Source organism: Pseudoalteromonas piratica, assembly GCF_000788395.1.
In the GTDB taxonomy this organism is placed as follows: domain Bacteria; phylum Pseudomonadota; class Gammaproteobacteria; order Enterobacterales; family Alteromonadaceae; genus Pseudoalteromonas; species Pseudoalteromonas piratica.
Map to the genome: position 1 here is coordinate 2,030,422 of NZ_CP009888.1, position 18,062 is coordinate 2,048,483.

General features: G+C 39.8%; 12 protein-coding genes. 8 read left to right on the plus strand and 4 right to left on the minus strand.

What is annotated here, in order from left to right; all coding sequences use genetic code 11:
- The first annotated feature begins 19 nt into the window (after positions 1 to 19).
- Together bamC and OM33_RS09505 are read left to right on the plus strand one after the other, a co-directional pair.
- Positions 20 to 1,084 carry an outer membrane protein assembly factor BamC gene (gene bamC, locus OM33_RS09500; RefSeq protein ID WP_038643214.1) on the plus strand — a complete coding sequence of 355 codons (1,065 nt, stop codon included), beginning with the start codon at positions 20 to 22 and terminating at the stop codon, positions 1,082 to 1,084.
- A 157-nt stretch (positions 1,085 to 1,241) separates the two neighbouring features.
- Complete coding sequence (locus tag OM33_RS09505; protein ID WP_038641173.1) at positions 1,242 to 2,642, plus strand: YjiH family protein; 1,401 nt, start codon at positions 1,242 to 1,244, stop codon at positions 2,640 to 2,642.
- On the opposite strand, the gene OM33_RS09510 is transcribed toward OM33_RS09505, so the two are convergent.
- The gene (locus tag OM33_RS09510) at positions 2,639 to 2,818 is read right to left on the minus strand and encodes a DUF2897 family protein (RefSeq protein ID WP_038641175.1); all 180 of its coding nucleotides are present in this window, start codon (positions 2,816 to 2,818) and stop codon (positions 2,639 to 2,641) included. The genes OM33_RS09505 and OM33_RS09510 overlap by 4 nt on opposite strands.
- Before the next feature lie 133 nt (positions 2,819 to 2,951).
- Between OM33_RS09510 and OM33_RS09515 the strand changes: the two genes are divergently transcribed.
- Positions 2,952 to 4,289 carry an ankyrin repeat domain-containing protein gene (locus OM33_RS09515; RefSeq protein WP_038643215.1) on the plus strand — a complete coding sequence of 446 codons (1,338 nt, stop codon included), beginning with the start codon at positions 2,952 to 2,954 and terminating at the stop codon, positions 4,287 to 4,289.
- Between the two features lie 159 nt (positions 4,290 to 4,448).
- On the plus strand, positions 4,449 to 6,296 hold the full coding sequence (locus OM33_RS09520; RefSeq protein WP_038641177.1) for an aminotransferase class V-fold PLP-dependent enzyme: 1,848 nt from the start codon (positions 4,449 to 4,451) through the stop codon (positions 6,294 to 6,296).
- 49 nt (positions 6,297 to 6,345) lie between these two features.
- Here the strand turns inward: OM33_RS09520 and OM33_RS09525 are convergent, their stop codons facing one another.
- The gene (locus OM33_RS09525) at positions 6,346 to 7,377 is read right to left on the minus strand and encodes a LacI family DNA-binding transcriptional regulator (protein WP_038643217.1); all 1,032 of its coding nucleotides are present in this window, start codon (positions 7,375 to 7,377) and stop codon (positions 6,346 to 6,348) included.
- A 287-nt stretch (positions 7,378 to 7,664) separates the two neighbouring features.
- On the opposite strand from OM33_RS09525, the gene pgi reads away from it, so the two are divergent.
- The 4 genes from pgi to OM33_RS09545 all read left to right on the plus strand — a co-directional run bounded on the left by pgi (position 7,665) and on the right by OM33_RS09545 (position 15,688).
- Positions 7,665 to 9,326, plus strand: coding sequence for a glucose-6-phosphate isomerase (gene pgi / locus OM33_RS09530; protein WP_038641179.1), 1,662 nt, complete (start codon positions 7,665 to 7,667; stop codon positions 9,324 to 9,326).
- Positions 9,327 to 10,003: 677 nt separating this feature from the next.
- Positions 10,004 to 11,473: a glucose-6-phosphate dehydrogenase gene (gene zwf, locus OM33_RS09535; RefSeq protein ID WP_038641181.1), complete on the plus strand. Its 1,470-nt coding sequence runs from the start codon at positions 10,004 to 10,006 to the stop codon at positions 11,471 to 11,473.
- A complete protein-coding gene (gene pgl, locus OM33_RS09540) occupies positions 11,473 to 12,186 on the plus strand; it encodes a 6-phosphogluconolactonase (RefSeq protein ID WP_038641183.1) in 714 nt (237 codons plus the stop codon). Before zwf ends, pgl begins: the two co-directional genes overlap by 1 nt.
- A gap of 901 nt (positions 12,187 to 13,087) precedes the next feature.
- Positions 13,088 to 15,688: a TonB-dependent receptor gene (locus OM33_RS09545; RefSeq protein WP_038641184.1), complete on the plus strand. Its 2,601-nt coding sequence runs from the start codon at positions 13,088 to 13,090 to the stop codon at positions 15,686 to 15,688.
- A 129-nt stretch (positions 15,689 to 15,817) separates the two neighbouring features.
- Here the strand turns inward: OM33_RS09545 and OM33_RS09550 are convergent, their stop codons facing one another.
- Both OM33_RS09550 and OM33_RS09555 read right to left on the minus strand, forming a co-directional pair.
- Positions 15,818 to 16,501: a DUF6445 family protein gene (locus OM33_RS09550; protein ID WP_199922437.1), complete on the minus strand. Its 684-nt coding sequence runs from the start codon at positions 16,499 to 16,501 to the stop codon at positions 15,818 to 15,820.
- Between the two features lie 59 nt (positions 16,502 to 16,560).
- Positions 16,561 to 18,060: a tryptophan halogenase family protein gene (locus tag OM33_RS09555; protein WP_038641188.1), complete on the minus strand. Its 1,500-nt coding sequence runs from the start codon at positions 18,058 to 18,060 to the stop codon at positions 16,561 to 16,563.
- Between the last annotated feature and the right edge of the window lie 2 nt (positions 18,061 to 18,062).

Below are 18,062 nucleotides of genomic sequence, written 5' to 3' on the forward strand. Positions count from 1 at the left end.
GCACACCAAGGAGAAATTTGTGCAGTATTTGATCCGAAATTCATTGGTGGTCGCTATTTCAATGGCGATTACAGCGTGTTCAGTGTTTACCAATGATTCGCATCATAAACGCAATTATCGTGTTAATGATGAACTTAAAGTGCCTAGCCACTTGTCACAACCATATCAAGATCCTGCTTATGATCTCACCGTTGCGCAGTACACCTCAGCAGAAGAAAGTGCTGACTACCTTGTCAAAGCGCCTGCGCAAGTACTGACTTTTGCTCAGGGGTCTTGGATTAATGAAGGCGATAAAGAAGCGCGAATTTTCTTTGATAAAAATGAAGGCATTCAAGACTTAGAAAGCTTTATCTGGCAAGCCATAGACGATTTATTTATTGAACGCCAAGTAACTTCTGAAAACAAATCTGATAATTTCATCACTACTAACTGGCACTCAATTGAAAAGCCAGTCGATGTTTGGTGGTGGGAAGAAGAGCGCGAGTTAAGCCGCCAAAAGTTTAAATTTATTGTTGAAACCGAAGAGCATAAACGTACCGCTTCGGTAAAAGTAGAACTGACAGACTTTGCATCTAAGTATGATGATTTAACAGCCGTTTTACAGCAGCGTTTAGAAGTTGCGGCGTTAAATGCATTTGTTGAACAATTTGATTTTAACTACCGCCAGTTAATGGTTGAATTAAACAAAGCACGCGGCATTGTTTCATTACAAATGGGCTTTGATGATAAGGGCAACGCAGCCTTTGTGACAGAACAAAAAGCACGCGCAATTTTTGAGCGTTTCCCAGGTTTCTTAGAGCGTGTAGGCTTTACTATTGATGAGATTGAGCAATCGCGTAACCTGATATTCGCAACCTATGAAAGTCCTGATGAGAGTGTGTGGGATTCAATATGGGGCGATGATGTTCGCAAATTGCCACTTGAACCAGGTCAGTACCAGTTAATGGTTGCTGAGTCGAGCACGGGTGGCACTTCGATCACTTGGTTGGATTCTGAAGGTGAAACTTTGGAGCCGGGTACACTCAGCGACACGTTGCAAGTGATTCTTGCTATGTTAAAAGAGCGTGGATTAGACGTTCAATAAATTAAATTGCAGTTTAGCAAAAAAGAGCCTAAGGCTCTTTTTTGCTTTTTGTCGGTATAAAAAATAGCGAATATATTAGAAAAAAAGTAAATGGTTATGCATATTGTTGGCACAGTTATGCAAGCCAATCACCGCTATCACTTTAAAGGTAACATGTATGAGTTTGGAAGCTAACAACGCGACTGCGCCGCGCAGTAATTTTGCGACCATCATGATTTTTCTTATTCCCTCTTTAATTGGTGTGTTTTTATTTATGACACCGATTAACCATGGTGGTGAATTTACGATTCCAATTGCTATTCTAGCGAAACTTTTAAAAGGGTTATTGGCAGAGCACATTACCTTAATAGTGACAGCTGTAATTGTATCCATGTCGGTTGTTTCGCTTGCTGCTTCAGCACTAAAACCAAAGTTTTTAAAAGAAGGGAGTTTTATTCGCCATCTTTTAGTTGTCAGTCCTATTTGGTTAGTTGCACGTACACTCGGTGCGATTTTCGTGCTGATGACCTACTTAAAAGTGGGGGCTTTTTCGATTGGCGACACGACAGTTGAAATTCACTCTGATGCGGTGGGCGGCTTGGTACTGCATGAGTTAATGCCAATACTGTTTTCTGTGTTTATTCTTGCTGGTCTCTTACTGCCATTATTACTCAATTTTGGTTTGCTTGAATTAGTCGGTACGCTACTGACCAAAGTAATGAGACCGCTTTTTGGTGTGCCGGGTCGAAGTGCTGTTAACTGTGTTGCTTCTTGGCTAGGTGATGGCAGTGTTGGCATTTTAATGACAGCAAAACAATATGAAGAAAAACACTACACGCAACGAGAAGCTGCGATAATTGGCACAACCTTTTCAGCAGTCTCAATTACGTTCTGTTTGGTTGTGATTGGTCAAGTCAAATTGGCACATTTATTTGCACCGTTTTACCTAACTGTGTGTATGGCGGGTATTGCTGCAGCACTTATTGTACCGCGTTTACCACCGCTAAGATTCAAAAAAGATGTGTATATTGATGGAGAAGAGGTAAAAGGTAACCCAGAGGCATTACCTGAAGGTAAAACACTTTTAAAACATTCTCTTGATGTGGCACTTGATAAAGCGCGCCATGCTCAAACGATTAAAGAAACGATGCTTGATGGCCTTAAAAATGCGGTTGATATGGTATTCGCTGTACTGCCAGTTGTTATGGCAATTGGCACGATAGCCTTGGTAATTGCTGAATATACACCTGTGTTTCAATGGCTAGGCACACCCTTTATTCCATTGTTTGAATTAATGCAGATCCCAGAAGCTGAAAAAGCAGCGCAAACGGTGGTTGTTGGTTTTGCTGATATGTTTATTCCGTCAATCCTAGCAGCACAAAACATTAACAGTGAGCTTACGCGTTTTGTGGTTGCCGCAATGAGTGTAACTCAGCTGATATATATGTCAGAAGTAGGTGCATTACTGCTTGGCAGCAAAATACCAGTAAATATCTTTGAGTTATTTATGATTTTTGTATTGCGTACATTAGTGACGCTCCCGGTAATTGCTTTAATGGGTCACTGGCTGGTAGGTTAATCCTTCTTATCTTCTTCTGCTCGTTGTTTCTCTTCAAGAGAGCGACGAGCTTTTTCAATCGGATCTTGGTTAAAGTTTTTCATATCCATTTTTGCTGAGTGTTTTAATAATGCGATATTGCTCCAAACAACCCCGAGCACAATTGCAATTATTAAAAGTGTGGCCCAAATACTCATAACATTACCTATTTGTAATAAATTAAGGCTAGTTTAACTCACTAAATGGAACTTAATAAGTTCTTTTTCATCAACAAAATAGTTGGTACTATTAGCGCGTTTCGCGTTATTTAAAATTCTATGGAGCACTGCGTTGTCACTTGAGCGAGTATTAGTTTGGCCTGAAGCTTATCCACTTTTATTAAAAGGCTTGTTGGAGCAAAATGGTGCATTTATTTTAGATGCGCTTGAAGCATGGCCAAAATGTGAAGTGACCAAAGATGCACAGGGGATAAGCACCAGTGTTTTACCGCCAATTTATTACCTGCTTTGGTTGAAACCAGCCGAACCTTTTGAGCAATGCTTCTATCAACATATTTTTGAATATGATGACACAGCACAGCAGTATATCGAATCAGCATTACAACATTTACAGCAACAACTGGGTGGTAAAGAAGCGACATCAGAGTTATTGCTTTCGCGCATAGATCAATACGCTTCGATTGGTCAGCAAGTTAGCATACCAAACGAATTGTCTTTGACTGCTCTTTGCATGCATTTACGCGTATTCAAATTATTTCAGCAGTTTCTGAGTTTAGGCATGCCTCTTAAGCATGATGATGTGCTTGCTATTTGGGCTGACCCCGATTTTCGTGATGTTGCGTTGCCATTTATAAAATCAAACCTGCACGACGACCCTGCGCAATTGGCTGAGCAAATTGCGGAGAAATTACGCCAAGGCGAAGACTTTTTTGATTTGCTGTTAGCCCTGTCTGATGACGAGGTTGATAATCGATTGTTAGAGCGTGCTTTGTTGTCACATATTTCCCAATCGGATGCTAAACAAAGCCTCTGTATGCGTTTTATTGAGCAAGGTGCGAAAGGGCAGATCACTGACGAAGATGGTCTAACAGCGTTAATTTGGTCTGCAAAACAAGGTTTTGCCAATGTATTTGATGCCTTGTTAACAAAAGAACGCGCAGGCGAATGTGATTTAAAAGGGAATAATTTACTGCACTTTGCTGTAAGGGCGCGCAGCTTAGATATTATAAGTAAAGCCCTCAATGGAGGCGTAAATTATCAGCAAAAAGATGCAGAAGGGTTAAGTCCATACCGCTTAGCTGTAACATTGGAACTGCATGAAGTGGTTAAGCATTTTGAGCATAAATTTGGCATCAAAGAACTCAGTGAAGAAGGTAAATTAAAACTCATCCAGATGGTTCACTTATTACACGCGCTCGTGTGTTTTATGTTCCCGTTACAACTCTTTTTAATTTTTTCTGATTCAATATCAATAAAAACGGAAATTAGCATAGTATCGACATTAGTTTCTTTAGGTGCATTTGCTTATGCGCTTTCACTAAAACGTAGTAATTTATACCCCAATATTAAACACCCGTTTGCCTTGACCTTAATACGGTTTTTATCACCGGTTTGTTTAATCCTAACCTTGCTATTGTTGTTAGTTATACTCACAACGGTACTCAGCTAACCCAATTCAGATTTTAAAGGCCGCTTTCAAAGCGGCCTTTTTGTTTTTACTAAAAGCTTTATAAAAAGCGGCTTATTCCAAACGAAATATTATTAGCCTTTCAAAAGAATATTTGAAACAATGTTATAAGTTATTCCATAAAGTAATAAAGCAGTAGATATGTCTCAGTCATTAATTTACCTTGATGCCAATGCAACCACCCCCGTGTATAGTGAAATTGCAAAAGAAGTGATGCACTGTATGGAAGTGGAATTTGGTAATCCTTCTTCCTCACATATAACTGGCTTAAAAGCGAAACGTTTAATGGAAGATACTCGCCAACTAGGTAAACAGTTAATTGGCGCTGAAAAAGGTCGTTTATTATTTACATCAGGCGCGACCGAAGGGATCCAAACATCCGTTGTTTCTGCGCTTATTGCGGCGCGAACGCACACAATCGAAAAACCTGTATTACTGTACGGTGCAACTGAACATAAAGCAGTGCCAAATACCCTAAAACATTGGAATGAACTGCTTGAAATTAATGCTGAAATACTCGCCATTCCGGTCGATAGCAAAGGCATTCTTGATCACGACTTTATTGCAAAACACATAAAAAATGCACTGCTTATTTGCACTATGATGGTCAATAACGAGACCGGCGCAGCACAAGATATTACTGCCCTTGATAAGGTGATCCGTGATCACAACCCAAATGTGTTTTGGATGGTTGACTGTGTACAAGGATTAGGTAAACAAGCGCTAAACCTTGATAAAACAAGCATCAATTATGCGCCGTTTTCTGGCCATAAACTGTATGCTCCTAAAGGCATTGGTTTTTTATATCTAAGTGAAAATGCACCATTAACACCTTTTATAGCAGGCGGCGGGCAAGAAAGTGGCGCGCGTTCTGGTACCGAAAATTTACCTGGCATCGCAGGTCTTAAAAAGCTGTTTGAATTAATGCTAGAAAGCACTGATAGCGTGTTTAAGTCAGTGAACGAACTGAATGGCTATCGTGAGCAATTGGCGTCAGCACTCTCGTATACTTTTGACGAAATTGTATTTAACAATGATTTTTCTGTATCAGTGCCGACGACAATTAATTTTAGCGTTGCCAATATTGCGGGCAGTGAAGTTATGAATTTGTTTGATGCTGCTGGTATTCGTGTTAGTGCAGGTTCAGCGTGTAGTTCGGGCGCAGCGAGCAGCTTTGTGCTAGACGCAATGAATTTACCAGCTTGGCAAAGTGGCAATGCGATTCGCTTATCATTTGGACCAATGGCGACAACACAAGAAATTAATGATGCTTGCCAGCGTATTCGTGCGCTAAAAGATAAGTTAGCAAATGCGTGTATGGTATTTGGTCAAACTAAAGACATTCCATGTGCTGTTGGTGTTAATCAGTTCGTGCTAAATAATGAAATAATGTATTTAGTGGTAAATAACTCACTGGATGCATTACTAATAAACGCAAAGGCCAGTGAACTGAACAAAATTCAACGTTTATTCAAAAACCAAGGTTTGACGGTTACTGGTTTAATTAACGTTGACAGTGATATTACCGCGGCGTTTAGCGACGCTACGACGTTTGATTTAAATAGCGATCAATTGCTAACAGAGTTTAATCTTGAAATTAACCAAAACACACTTTACAAGTTAAACAATCAACAGCGTTTTGCCATGCCTTTGGTGACTTCAAACAACGCAAAAATTAATGAATTAGATAGCCAATCATTAAAGGTAGCACTTTCGTCACAGAGTATTGATGGGATTGTTGATATTCGTGAAAAGTACGAACATCAAGAAGGGGAGTTAAGTGATTACTTAAAAGTGCCCAGTGATCTGGTGAGCAATATTCCAAGCCATCGTTTATTGAATGAGGTTTTTGAAGGGCGACTTACTAAAGAGCAAAATTATATACTTGTGTGTCGTAGTGGGCGTCGTTCAAAAGCGTGTTGTGAGCTTCTTAATGAATTTGGATACTCAAACGTGAGTAATTTGGCAGGTGGTGTCGCGTTTATTTAGACACAAATGTTCTAATAAAAAAGCAGCGGATTCGCTGCTTTTTTATTACTTATTGCATAATGCGCCCGGTTGAGTCGCGAACGACGAGTTCTGGTGTAAAGCAAATAGCCATCTTGTCTTCTTTGATTTTAGTCGGGCGGCTATTTGCAAATAACAACTTGGCAGCTTGGGTCGCAATATCTTGGTTTGATTGATGTGCCGTAGTTAATTTTGGCCATGTTTGTTTCGAGAATGGTGAATCCTCGAATCCAGTAATTGATAGTTGCTCGGGAATTTTTATATCCATTAGACGTGAGGCAAATAATGCACCTGCCGCGATTTCATCGTTACACGCAAAGATTGCCGTTACCTTGCTATCTTGTTTCATAAGTGCTTTAGCGCCTTCAACCCCCGATTCAAATGAATACTTTCCAGGGAAAATAAGTGCGTCATCAACGTCAATATTATGTGCACTCAATGCCGCTTTGTACCCATCTAAACGCTCAAGCGTCGATTTGTGTTCTTCTTCACCTGTGATAAAGGCGATATGCTTGTGGCCTAATGAAATTAAATGTTCAGTAATTTGGTATGCAGCGTCATGGTCATTAACAAAAATGGCGTTGCTTTTTGTTTGCTCTTCAGTTGGTTCTCGACCAGATAAAATTCGTACGTAATTGATGTTCATTGAATCTAAAAGATCAGTCACATCTTGACGCTCTGAAAGTGGCGGTGTTAACACTAAACCTGATAAGCGTGAACGCTCAATCATGGTTTGGATTTCATCCAATACATTTTCGTCGGTATTGCTGCATGGGTGAATAAGCAGTTCGTAACCTTCTTCTTTGCAGCGCGATAAAATACCATTTTGCATATCAATAACGTAGTAAGCATTGGGGTTGCTATACACTAGGCCAATGGCGAATGATTTGGTACCCGCTAAACTACGCGCAGCTAAGTTAGGCTTGTAATTAAGCTCTTTAACGGCAGCCATCACTTTATCAGAGGTTTTTTTTCTAACAGAAGGCTCGTTGTTCATAACACGAGATACTGTTTTCATTGATACGCCAGCGAGGCGAGCAACATCGTTTATGGTCACTTTCATATTGTTATTATTACTTTTGCTGATGGTTCCTGCGTAATGCATGGTTTAAATAGCACACAAGTTGCCATTCTAACTGTTTTTTTTTCAAGTCTGTAGTTATGTTTCATATTTTATACAGAATCATGGTGTTGATACCGGTGTCAAAAAGTTTAAATTGCCAATTGACAGCGTTGTCATTTTTACTTATTGTTAACGTACAAAAATTAACAACTAATAACATTAGCAAGTGTTAAGCCAAATTCAAGGTATAAATATTTGCTTTAATGTAATAAGAGTAAAGGTAAAATATGAGTGGACGTTCTTCTTTAGCAAGTTGGCAAACACTAGCAAGTCTGGCAGGTGAGATAAAACAGCAACACTTAGTTGATTTGTTTGCTAATGATGCGGAGCGATTTGAACGTTTTTCAACACAGATCGACGGCGTATTTTTTGATTACTCAAAAAACCTGATTACTCAAGATGTTAAAAATGCCTTACTGACTTTGGCAAATGAAGTCGATTTGGCTTCATGGCGCGACAAAATGTTTTCGGGTGAAAAAATTAATTTCACAGAAAATCGTGCGGTGTTGCATACAGCGCTTCGCAAGCGTAGTAATGAAGCCATTTATGTAGATGGCGAAAATGTTGTTGACGCTGTGAATGCTGAACTTACAAAAATAAAAGCATTTACGGAGAAAGTCCGCAGTGGCGAATGGCTCGGTTATACAGGAAAGCGTATTACTGATGTTGTTAGTATTGGTGTTGGTGGCTCAAACTTGGGCCCTCAAATGGCAACAGAAGCGTTAGCCGCTTATGCAGATAACACATTAAACGTTCATTACGCATCTAATGCTGATGGTATGCAAATTGCCGCAGTACTAAACAAAGTAAACCCTGAAACAACCTTATTTGTTATTTCAAGCAAGACGTTCACAACTTCAGAAACCATGGCAAATGCAAAAACAGCCGTTGCCTGGTTAAAAGGTGCAGCAGGGTGTGATAGTGCAGTTGCTAAGCATTTTGCAGCGGTAAGTACCAATTTAGAAAAAACATCTGAATTTGGCATTAACCCGGACAATGTTTTTACCATGTGGGATTGGGTTGGCGGTCGCTTTTCAATGTGGTCAGCTATTGGTTTACCCATCGCGCTTTATCTTGGCTTCGATACCTTTGTAGAGTTGCTTGAAGGTGCATTTGAAGTTGATGAACACTTCCTAAAATCAGACTTTGAAGACAACATTCCTGTATTAATGGCACTACTAAGTGTCTGGAATACCAGCTTTTTGGATGCCCGTGCTCAAGCTATTTTGCCTTACGATCAAAGCATGCATATGTTACCAGCCTATTTACAACAGGCGGAAATGGAAAGTAATGGAAAGTCGGTGACATTTGATGGTGCAGAAATTAACTATACAAGCGTACCACTGATTTGGGGTATGACTGGTATCAATGGTCAACACGCGTTTTATCAGTACCTTCACCAAGGTACTACGATTGTGCCAGCAGACTTTATTGGTTCTATAACACCTGTGACAGATGTTAATAATCATCATGAAATCTTAATGGCTAACTTTTTTGCGCAAACAGAAGCAATGATGACAGGTGTGACTAAAGAGCAGGTTATTGCCGATTTGTCAGGCAGAGGGTTATCTCAAGCGCAGATTGATGTACTGGTTGAACACAAAGTTCATAAAGGTAATCGCCCAACTACATCTATTTTATTAGACAAAATTGATGCAAAGCATTTAGGACGATTGATAGCGCTTTATGAGCATAAAATCTTTTGTCAGGGCATTATCTTAGAAATTTGTTCATTTGATCAATGGGGTGTTGAACTCGGTAAAGGTCTAGCTAACGCGATTCAAAAAGAACTTGAAACAGACGAGTGCTTTGAACATGACAGTTCAACAGCAGGCTTAATTGCGTTATATAAAAATAAACGTCAAAAAGCGGATAAATGTCAGGGTTAAGTCGCTGATGTTGAGATAAACTGCGCGGCTTTTCTGCCACTGACAGTGAATAATAAATACCTTTGAACGGGTAGCGCTGAGTTTTTGGGAGCGTCAATTGGTGAGAGAGTTGCCGCTTCCAGCACTCATATCCGTTTGAATTTAATGTGTTAATACACATTGCTAAAAGAATTAAAAGCGAAAGAACGCTTAGAAGAATACCTTTGAACGGGTAGCGCTGAGTTATTTGGGACTTCAATTGGTGAGAGAGTTGATGTTCCCAAAACTCCTTTCTACCTACTGCTGTTGAGTCATAGCAACAGCTAAAATTTGCACACAATACACTTTGAACTGCACTGTTGTAGATATACAAAGTGAACAAATACCTTTGAACGGGTAGCGCTGAGTCAATTGGAACGTCAGTTGGTGAGAGAGTTGACGTTTCCAATGCTCATATCCGTTTAACACAGTGAACTGAGTAGCGCTGAGTATTCAGGGGTAACGGTGGGTGAGAGCATCGTTACTCCTGAAAACTCTTTTCGGATTACATTTTAATCTTAAATCAGTTACATACGAATTCATTATAAATTAGCATGTATAAATTGCTTACCCAAAACGCAATTAGTGCTAACATAGCGAACTAAAAACTACTTCTATATTGTACTTAACAACAAGTTACTAAAACCAAGAGAACAATTATGCTAAACCCATTCGATATAGTTATTTTTGGTGGTGGTGGTGATTTATCACTGAGAAAACTGCTACCTGCGATGTACCGTGCTTATCAAGAAGGAAATTTACCGGAAGGAACACGTATTGTGCCAACGGTGAGGGCATTAGCAAATGAACAGGAGTTTATCGACAAAGTACAAGAAAGCTTAAAATCGTTTTTAGCTAAGGGCGAATATAACGCTAAAGACTGGAAGGCATTTTCAACGTTTTTAAAACCTATGGTTGTTAATGTTACCGAGCAAGACGATAACTGGTTACAGTTAAAAGAATTACTGGAATCAGACGCTGACGATAAAGCGCGAGTTTTCTATTACTCTTTACCACCTGCCGTTTATGGTCGTTGTAGCGAGTTATTATCAGATAACCAACTAATTACTGACACAACGCGTGTTGTTGTTGAAAAACCAATTGGTTATTGCGGCGCATCAGCTGAAGAAATCAATGCAAAGATTGCAGAGTATTTTAAAGAAAGCCAAATTTACCGTATTGACCACTATTTAGGTAAAGAAACGGTTCAAAACTTAATGGCGCTGCGTTTTTCAAATGTGATGTTTGAAAATATGTGGGATGCAAAAACCATTGATAATATTCAGATCAGTATTTCTGAAACCGTTGGCTTAGAAAGCCGCGCAGGCTTTTATGACAAGGCTGGTGCACTTCGCGATATGGTACAAAACCACTTATTACAATTACTTTGCTTAGTCGCGATGGAATCTCCTAACAAACTGACTGCAAAAAGTATTCGCACTGAAAAGTTAAAAGTACTAGAAGCGTTACGTCCATTAGTGGATGCAGATGTTGAGGCAAACACAGTTCGTGGTCAATATGTACCAGGGCAGTTAGATGACAAATTAGTACCTGGTTACCTTGAGGAACTTGGCGAGAATAGTGAAACCGAAACTTTTGTAGCTATCCGTGCACATATAGATAACTGGCGTTGGTCAGGCGTTCCTTTCTATCTAAGAACAGGTAAACGTATGAAGAAGCGTTGCGCTGAAATTATCGTTGAATACAAAAATGTATCGCACAATGTCTATGATGAAACTGTAGGTGGTATTGAACCAAACCGTTTGGTTATTCGTTTACAGCCGGAAGAAAGCATTCAATTAACGTTAATGTCTAAGCGCTTAGACAACTTAGAGATGCAATTAGAACCTGTAACCCTTGATTTAGATTTATCTAAAAACTATGAAAATGGTTTCCATTCAGATGCTTATAAGCGTTTAATGTTAGATGCAGCATCGGGTAATGCGTCACTATTTATTCACCGTGACGAAGTGCGTCAAGCATGGGCGTGGATTGATCCAATTATCAACCACTGGAAAACAGCAGGCATGCCTGCACTATACCGTGCAGGTACTTGGGGTCCTGACGATGCCGATGAACTGTTAGCGGAAAATAACCACACGTGGTACAACGCAGGGAGCAAAGACTAATGTCAGCCAATATTATTGAAAAGTTTTTTGATTCAAAAGATGCTTACAATAAAGCACTTGGTGAAGACTTAGCAGCATGTTTAGCAAACGGTATTGAGCAAGATGGCCGTGCTGTTTTAATGGTATCAGGTGGTTCATCGCCAGCGCCTGCCTATCGCTATTTAAGTGGCTTGGATATGGCATGGGATAAAATTGACATTGCTATGGTAGACGAGCGCTGGGTCGATGCGGATCACGAAAAAAGTAATGAAGCTTTTATTCAATCAACGTTATTACAAGGCAAAGCTGCGGTAGCAAATTTAGTTACGATGAAAAACGCCGCTGAGACAGCACAGTTGGGCCAAGCTGAATGCCAAGAAGCGTATGCATCACTGAAACAAAACTTTGATGTGACAATTTTGGGTATGGGACCAGACGGTCACACAGCTTCTTTATTCCCACATGCTGAAGGCCTAGATAATGCGCTAACAACATCTGACTTAGTTGCTGCAATTGAAGCAATCAAAAGCGATGTGACAGGTGATATTACTGAGCGTATGACATTAACGCGAGCAGCTATTTTACAATCAAAAGTAATTAAACTTTTGATTAGTGGTGAAGAAAAACTGGCAGTCTACAAAACAGCAAAAGCGGGTGGTGAAGTCGCAGATATGCCGCTTCGCGCTATTTTGCAGCAAACTGAAGTGCCTGTAGAAGTGTATTGGACGGCTTAAGCCGCTATTATGATAAGCTTGGAAAGCCCAAACGAATGTTTGGGCTTTTTTATTTTAATAGCGTTTATTGAGAAAAATTACTATTAATCATTTGTTTAGAACACGACAATTCATTTCGCAGTTTAAAGTCGAGATTATAATCGATGTATCACGACCTAAAGTTTCCTAAACTAGGTTGACATATACCGCAAGTTTAACCACTTTGGCACCCTCAAAAACCACCTTCCAATCAGAATAATAAAGTTTGTACAAGCGATACCTGACGAAATTAACCTAAATTAGTACTTATTCTGACGTCATATAATAATCCTTACCTTAATTAAGAGGCTAAAATGAAAAATAATTCAAATAAGAGTAGACAAATGACACCGGTGTCTTTATCATTCTTATTAACAAATGACAGCGCTGTCATTTATGTTCCCCTAAGTTAATTGAATTTAGATTTGAGGGCTCCACTTCTATCATTCTGCCCAGTGATAGGGGCCCTCAATTAGTTTTGAGTTTAACCAACTAAGCTAAGCAAAGCGCTTATTAAGGCAATAAGAATTTATTGCCTGTTTTTTTCTATCAAATCGTTTGTTGGCATTATTTTCTGCTCCGACCTCTATCATAATAATCTTTTCTTACACATTTCACTTTACAGTTAATTACTCCATTGTGTTATAGTATTTGCGTCGTTAGCCCTTTATTTACAAGGGTTTATGATAATTTTTTATTGCGTTTGTAAATAATTTGTTCTCAATTGTTATATATAAAAGGGTCGAATTGTTTAAAAAATGCAAAAAAAGTTGTAGCGATATTGTAATTTTACGTGTAAGGTTTGTTAGTAGATGACAACGCTGTCATCCTCACTGGGCAGAAAGTGAATTAAACCAAAACAAAATGATTCAAGGGGAATCCTGTGTTAGCTAAAAATTTCAAAAAAAGCTTATTAGCAGTTAACATCGGTTTAGCAATGGGCGCTGGTTTTTCAGGCGTTGCTGTTGCAGCTGATTCAGAAGTTCAAGCAAAAGAAGATGTAGAAGTAATTGAAGTACGCGGTATTCGCCGTTCACTAGAAGCTTCTCTTAATACAAAACGTTTCTCTGACTCTGTAGTAGATGCAGTTTCAGCAGAAGACGTTGGTAAATTTCCAGATAGCGATGTAGGTGAAGCACTTGGTCGTATTTCTGGTATTGCTGTTAACCGTGCATTCGGTCAAGGCCAGCAGGTTTCAATTCGTGGTGCGTCTGCACAATTAACACGTACACTTCTTAACGGTCACTCAGTAGCTTCTACGGGTTGGTATGACCAACAAGCTATCGACCGTAGCTTTAACTACACACTTCTTCCACCTGAAATGGTTGGCGGTATCGAAGTATACAAGTCGTCACAAGCTGACGTTGTAGAAGGTGGTATCGGTGGTACAGTTATTGTTAATACGCGTAAGCCGTTAGATTTAGATGCAAATACTATCTTCGGTAGCGTTAAAGCTGACTACGGTACAATTTCTGAAGAGACAGATCCTGAAGTTTCTGGTTTATATAGCTGGAAAAACGATGACGAAACATTCGGTGCATTAGTTGCTGCAGCATACTCAGAAACTAATTACCAACGTAACGGTATCGAATCACTTGTTGGTTGGGGTGACATTGTACCTACAACGTTCCAACAAGAGCGTGAGCGTACTGCGATTAATGCTGCATTCCAATACCGCCCAACAGATAACTTAGAGCTTGGCTTAAATATCATGAGCCTAGAGCTTTCTGCAAACAACGCAAACACGTCGTTATTTGCTATTTTCCCAGATGATAAAGAAGCTGCATGTGAGTCAGTAAATGCTGATGGTACATGTACTTTCTACCGTCGCACAGGTACTGGTGCTAACCCTGGTTGGGCACAAACATGGGGCCGTGCAGGTTCGATGACATCAGACACTGTTGACTTCGACTTTAAATATGTTGGCGAAAACTTTGAACTTGAAGGTCGTGTAGGTAATACACAATCTGACGGTGGTACAGATCTTACTTCAAACTACGGTTTCTGGTTAGGTACACCAGCTGATTATGCAGGTACTTACGATGCAACTGGTGATGTTATTAAAATTGATGTTGCTAACAAAAACTTCACTGCAGATGACTTCCAAGGTCAACTATCTTCAGCTGGTTGGGCACTTAAAAAGCAACCTAACTCTGATGAAGAGACGTATGCACAGTTTGACTTAAAATTCCCTGTGGATTTTGGTGCAATCACGGCAATCAAAACTGGTTTCCGTTGGGCTGACCACGATGTTAAACAGGAAACTTACACTGCAAACTTAGTTGATAGCATCCCAGCATACGATGCGTCACATTACTATTCAGGTACTATCAGCTCTGGCGCTGGTTACACATTACCTAAACCAAACCTAGACCAAATGCTTGCTGATGGTTACGCGGCTATTACTAGCTTTGATAACACATCAATTGCTTACAAGTCTGGTTACGGCACAGTAAACGAAGAAAATATTTCACTATACGCAATGGCTGATTTCTCAGGTGAAGGTGTACGTGGTAACTTCGGTTTACGTTATGTTACAACTGATGCATCATCTGATTACTATGCACTTGATGCAAATGGTAACTACGCGAACAGTTTAAGCACTGACTCAGCTGATTACAGCGAAGTACTACCAAGTGTTAACGTTGCATTTGACCTAACGCAAGACGTAATCTTACGTTTCTCAGCAGCGCAGGTAATGTCACGTGCTAACTACACTGATATGTTTGCAGCTTCTACATTAGCTGGTTATGAAGATGGTACGTTAGGTAACGAAGTTATTACTACTGGTAATATCGGTCTTGAGCCATTCAAAGCAACTCAAGCAGACTTAGGTGTTGAATACTACTTTGATGGCGATGGCATGATCAGTGCTACTTACTTCATCAAAGATATTTCATCATTCACTAAGGTTGACCAAAAGCTTAACCAAAGTGTTGGTATCATCGACCCTGATACAGGTTTAGATAACTGGACTGTTGCAACTAAAGGCACTGGTTCTGGTGGTGAAATCCAAGGTCTAGAGCTACAAATTCAAGATGGCTTTGACAATGGTTTTGGTTACCAAGCTAACTATACTTACGTAGATTCAGAAGCGCCTGCGGAAAACTTCCCAGACCGTATCGAATTATTCTCTGATTCTTCAGATCACACAGTTAACCTAGTAGGTTACTACGAGACTGAAACATACAGCGTACGTTTAGCGTATAACTGGCGTTCAGAGTACATGGTACGTGAATTACCTGGTTTCTACGGTAACCGCGAGCACCAAGACTACGGTACACTTGACCTAACTGCTAAGTACTCAGTTACTGATTACCTAGACCTAACATTTGAAGCTGTTAACATCACTGAAGAAGACAGCATCCAAATTGGTACTGCGACAGGTGATGCAGAAGTTAAAGCTGACCTTCGTAACGGTTACCCAGCGTGGAGCTTTGAAGGTGAAGCACGCTATAAAGTGGGTGTAGCTTTCCGCTTCTAAGCAAAAAAGTTAACCTATAAAAAAGCCTCGCAATTGCGAGGCTTTTTTATGCCTAAAATTCGAAGTTGTTGGCGTAGTGCAAAGTGATGGGCTGAGTCTATTACCCCAGCCTTATAGCAATACCAAAGATTAATTTAAACGTTTAAAGAAGGAGTTAATTGAAGTACGACTGTTTGCACTTTTTTTATCAAATTCCACACGCGCAGTAACAGATGGACTGTGTAAAATATTGCCTGAGTAAATAACAACACGGTTAGGCTGTGCCTCAACAGTGTGCACTTTCTCAAATACCTCGTTAGACTGTTCAATATACCCTTTGGCCTTCGATGATTGATGCTGTTTTAACATCTCTAAAATTATTGGTTCATCCTCTTTCGAAAGCGTTAGGTTCTTACCTTTGCGATAGCGATAAAAATTGGTACCACCTAGCTCACTGCCAGATAAATAATGAACCGCAGCCATATCTTCATGTAACAATGAGTCATAATGGGGCATGGTTTGCATGGGGGAAAGTTGGTCAGGTTTAAGCGTAATTTTTGATAACCAGCAGCGAGCAACTTGATGTTCTATACTCGATGGAAAAACTGATTTCAAAAGTGCTGAAAATGCCTCGTAGTAGGGGGCAGGCATTTCATCACGACTACCAGGGTAAAGGGTGCCATCATTGCCCGGTGGATGAAAATAGGCGGTTGTATTGGCGTAATCAATAATTTTATCTAAATCATTGAATGCATTGTCAATAACGATGACTTTATGTTCAGAATCAGCAATCAATGACTCAGACACGGTAAAGTTTTTATTTATGGAAAACAAAATAATCCTTTATTAATTTAACAGTCAGATCCCTTGACTAATATTTTACAACTTAGTTGTTAATCATTGCTTAGGGCCTGATGGTGTGGCTTAAAATGTGTGGCTTGTTGTTCGCAGTAATTATCAATATCAGCCACATTTGCGGTTTTAATTGAAGAGGAAAGTGTTTGCGCTTTATGCTTAAATCGCCCTTTACCTGCTAACAAACAATACCAACTGGGTGAGAAGTACATCACTTCTGCATTTAACCTTTTTAATGTACTTTCAAATTGGCTTGCTGGATCATCCCAAGCGCTTAGTATTTTGATGAGTTTCTCAGGAGAATCGGCCTCTCTATTGGCGAGCCAGTAGTCTGAATCAATACGTGTATTTAAGCGGTAATGGGCACTAATATAGTCGCGTATCGCATCATAAACAGTATTGATCTGCTGGTTAAATGGTTCTTGCAGTGCTGAAACGTCACCGCCTTTTTCTATTGTTTCAATAAAATGTTCTACGGTGTATTGAATACAGCTTAAGGCTGTGGCTTCTAGCGGTTCAATAAACCCTTGAGATAAACCAACGCCAAGTACATTTAAATGCCAGTGTTTTGCAACGCGCCCTAAACGCATTTTTATGTGACGTGCTTTAATATCATGGCGATCACTAATGCCTAAATAAGCGCGCAGCTCAGCTTCAGCATCTTCTGGTGAAATATATTTGCTGCTATACACATAGCCATTACCGTTTCGGTTTCTTAGGGGAATTGTCCATGCCCAACCAGCACTTAATGCGCGAGAAACCGTTTGTGGAGAAATATCGTCATCTGTTCGCGTCTCGGTTGGGATGGCAATCGCACTGTCATTCAATAAATAATCTTTGTATGAAATAAAAGGCACTTTAAGCGTTTTTTGTAGCAATAAGCTGGCAAAACCTGTGGCATCAATAAATAAATCGCCAGCAATGGTTTTACCACAGTTTAATGTTAGGCTGTGTACGCCTTCATCATCATTATTAACAACCTCTACGGTACCAATAATGTGCTTTATACCTAGCTTGATAGCACGATTTTTTAAAAACTCGCCTAACTTTTGCGAATCAAAATGATAGCCATAATCCAGCTCTTTATTTTGCGGTTGTTTGAGTTTAGGGCTGAGATTATTTTTAGCTAGTTTAGCTTGTAACCAGTAATGATTAGGCCTTGTTTCAATGTCAAACCCTTGACGTCTTACATTACAGTTGTGAATAAACGCTTGGCCTGTTTTCCAATCATGATCAGAGTAAAAGGGGTGAAAATATTCGTTTTCATCTAAATGTGACGTCCAGTCCGGAAAGCTTATGCCACACTTATAGGTAGCGTTACAAAATGGCATCCATTCATTTTCGGCAATTTGTAACTTTTCAAAAAAATATTTGAGTGATGGCGTCGAGCCTTCACCTACGCCAACAACGCCAATTATGTCTGATTCAATCAAGGTGATTTCAGCACCTTTATTTGCCCAGCTGTGATGTAACAAACTTGCTGCCATCCATCCGGCTGAGCCACCACCAAGCACGACTATTCTCTTTGGGATTGCCATCG

Excerpts from the sequence above, each read along its gene's own strand:
- OM33_RS09505 (WP_038641173.1), top strand. The coding sequence starts at position 1,242 with ATGAGTTTGGAAGCTAACAACGCGACTGCGCCGCGCAGTAATTTTGCG.
- OM33_RS09510 (WP_038641175.1), bottom strand. The coding sequence starts at position 2,818 with ATGAGTATTTGGGCCACACTTTTAATAATTGCAATTGTGCTCGGGGTT.
- OM33_RS09520 (WP_038641177.1), top strand. The coding sequence starts at position 4,449 with ATGTCTCAGTCATTAATTTACCTTGATGCCAATGCAACCACCCCCGTG.
- OM33_RS09525 (WP_038643217.1), bottom strand. The coding sequence starts at position 7,377 with ATGAAAGTGACCATAAACGATGTTGCTCGCCTCGCTGGCGTATCAATG.
- pgi (WP_038641179.1), top strand. The coding sequence starts at position 7,665 with ATGAGTGGACGTTCTTCTTTAGCAAGTTGGCAAACACTAGCAAGTCTG.
- zwf (WP_038641181.1), top strand. The coding sequence starts at position 10,004 with ATGCTAAACCCATTCGATATAGTTATTTTTGGTGGTGGTGGTGATTTA.
- pgl (WP_038641183.1), top strand. The coding sequence starts at position 11,473 with ATGTCAGCCAATATTATTGAAAAGTTTTTTGATTCAAAAGATGCTTAC.
- OM33_RS09555 (WP_038641188.1), bottom strand. The coding sequence starts at position 18,060 with ATGGCAATCCCAAAGAGAATAGTCGTGCTTGGTGGTGGCTCAGCCGGA.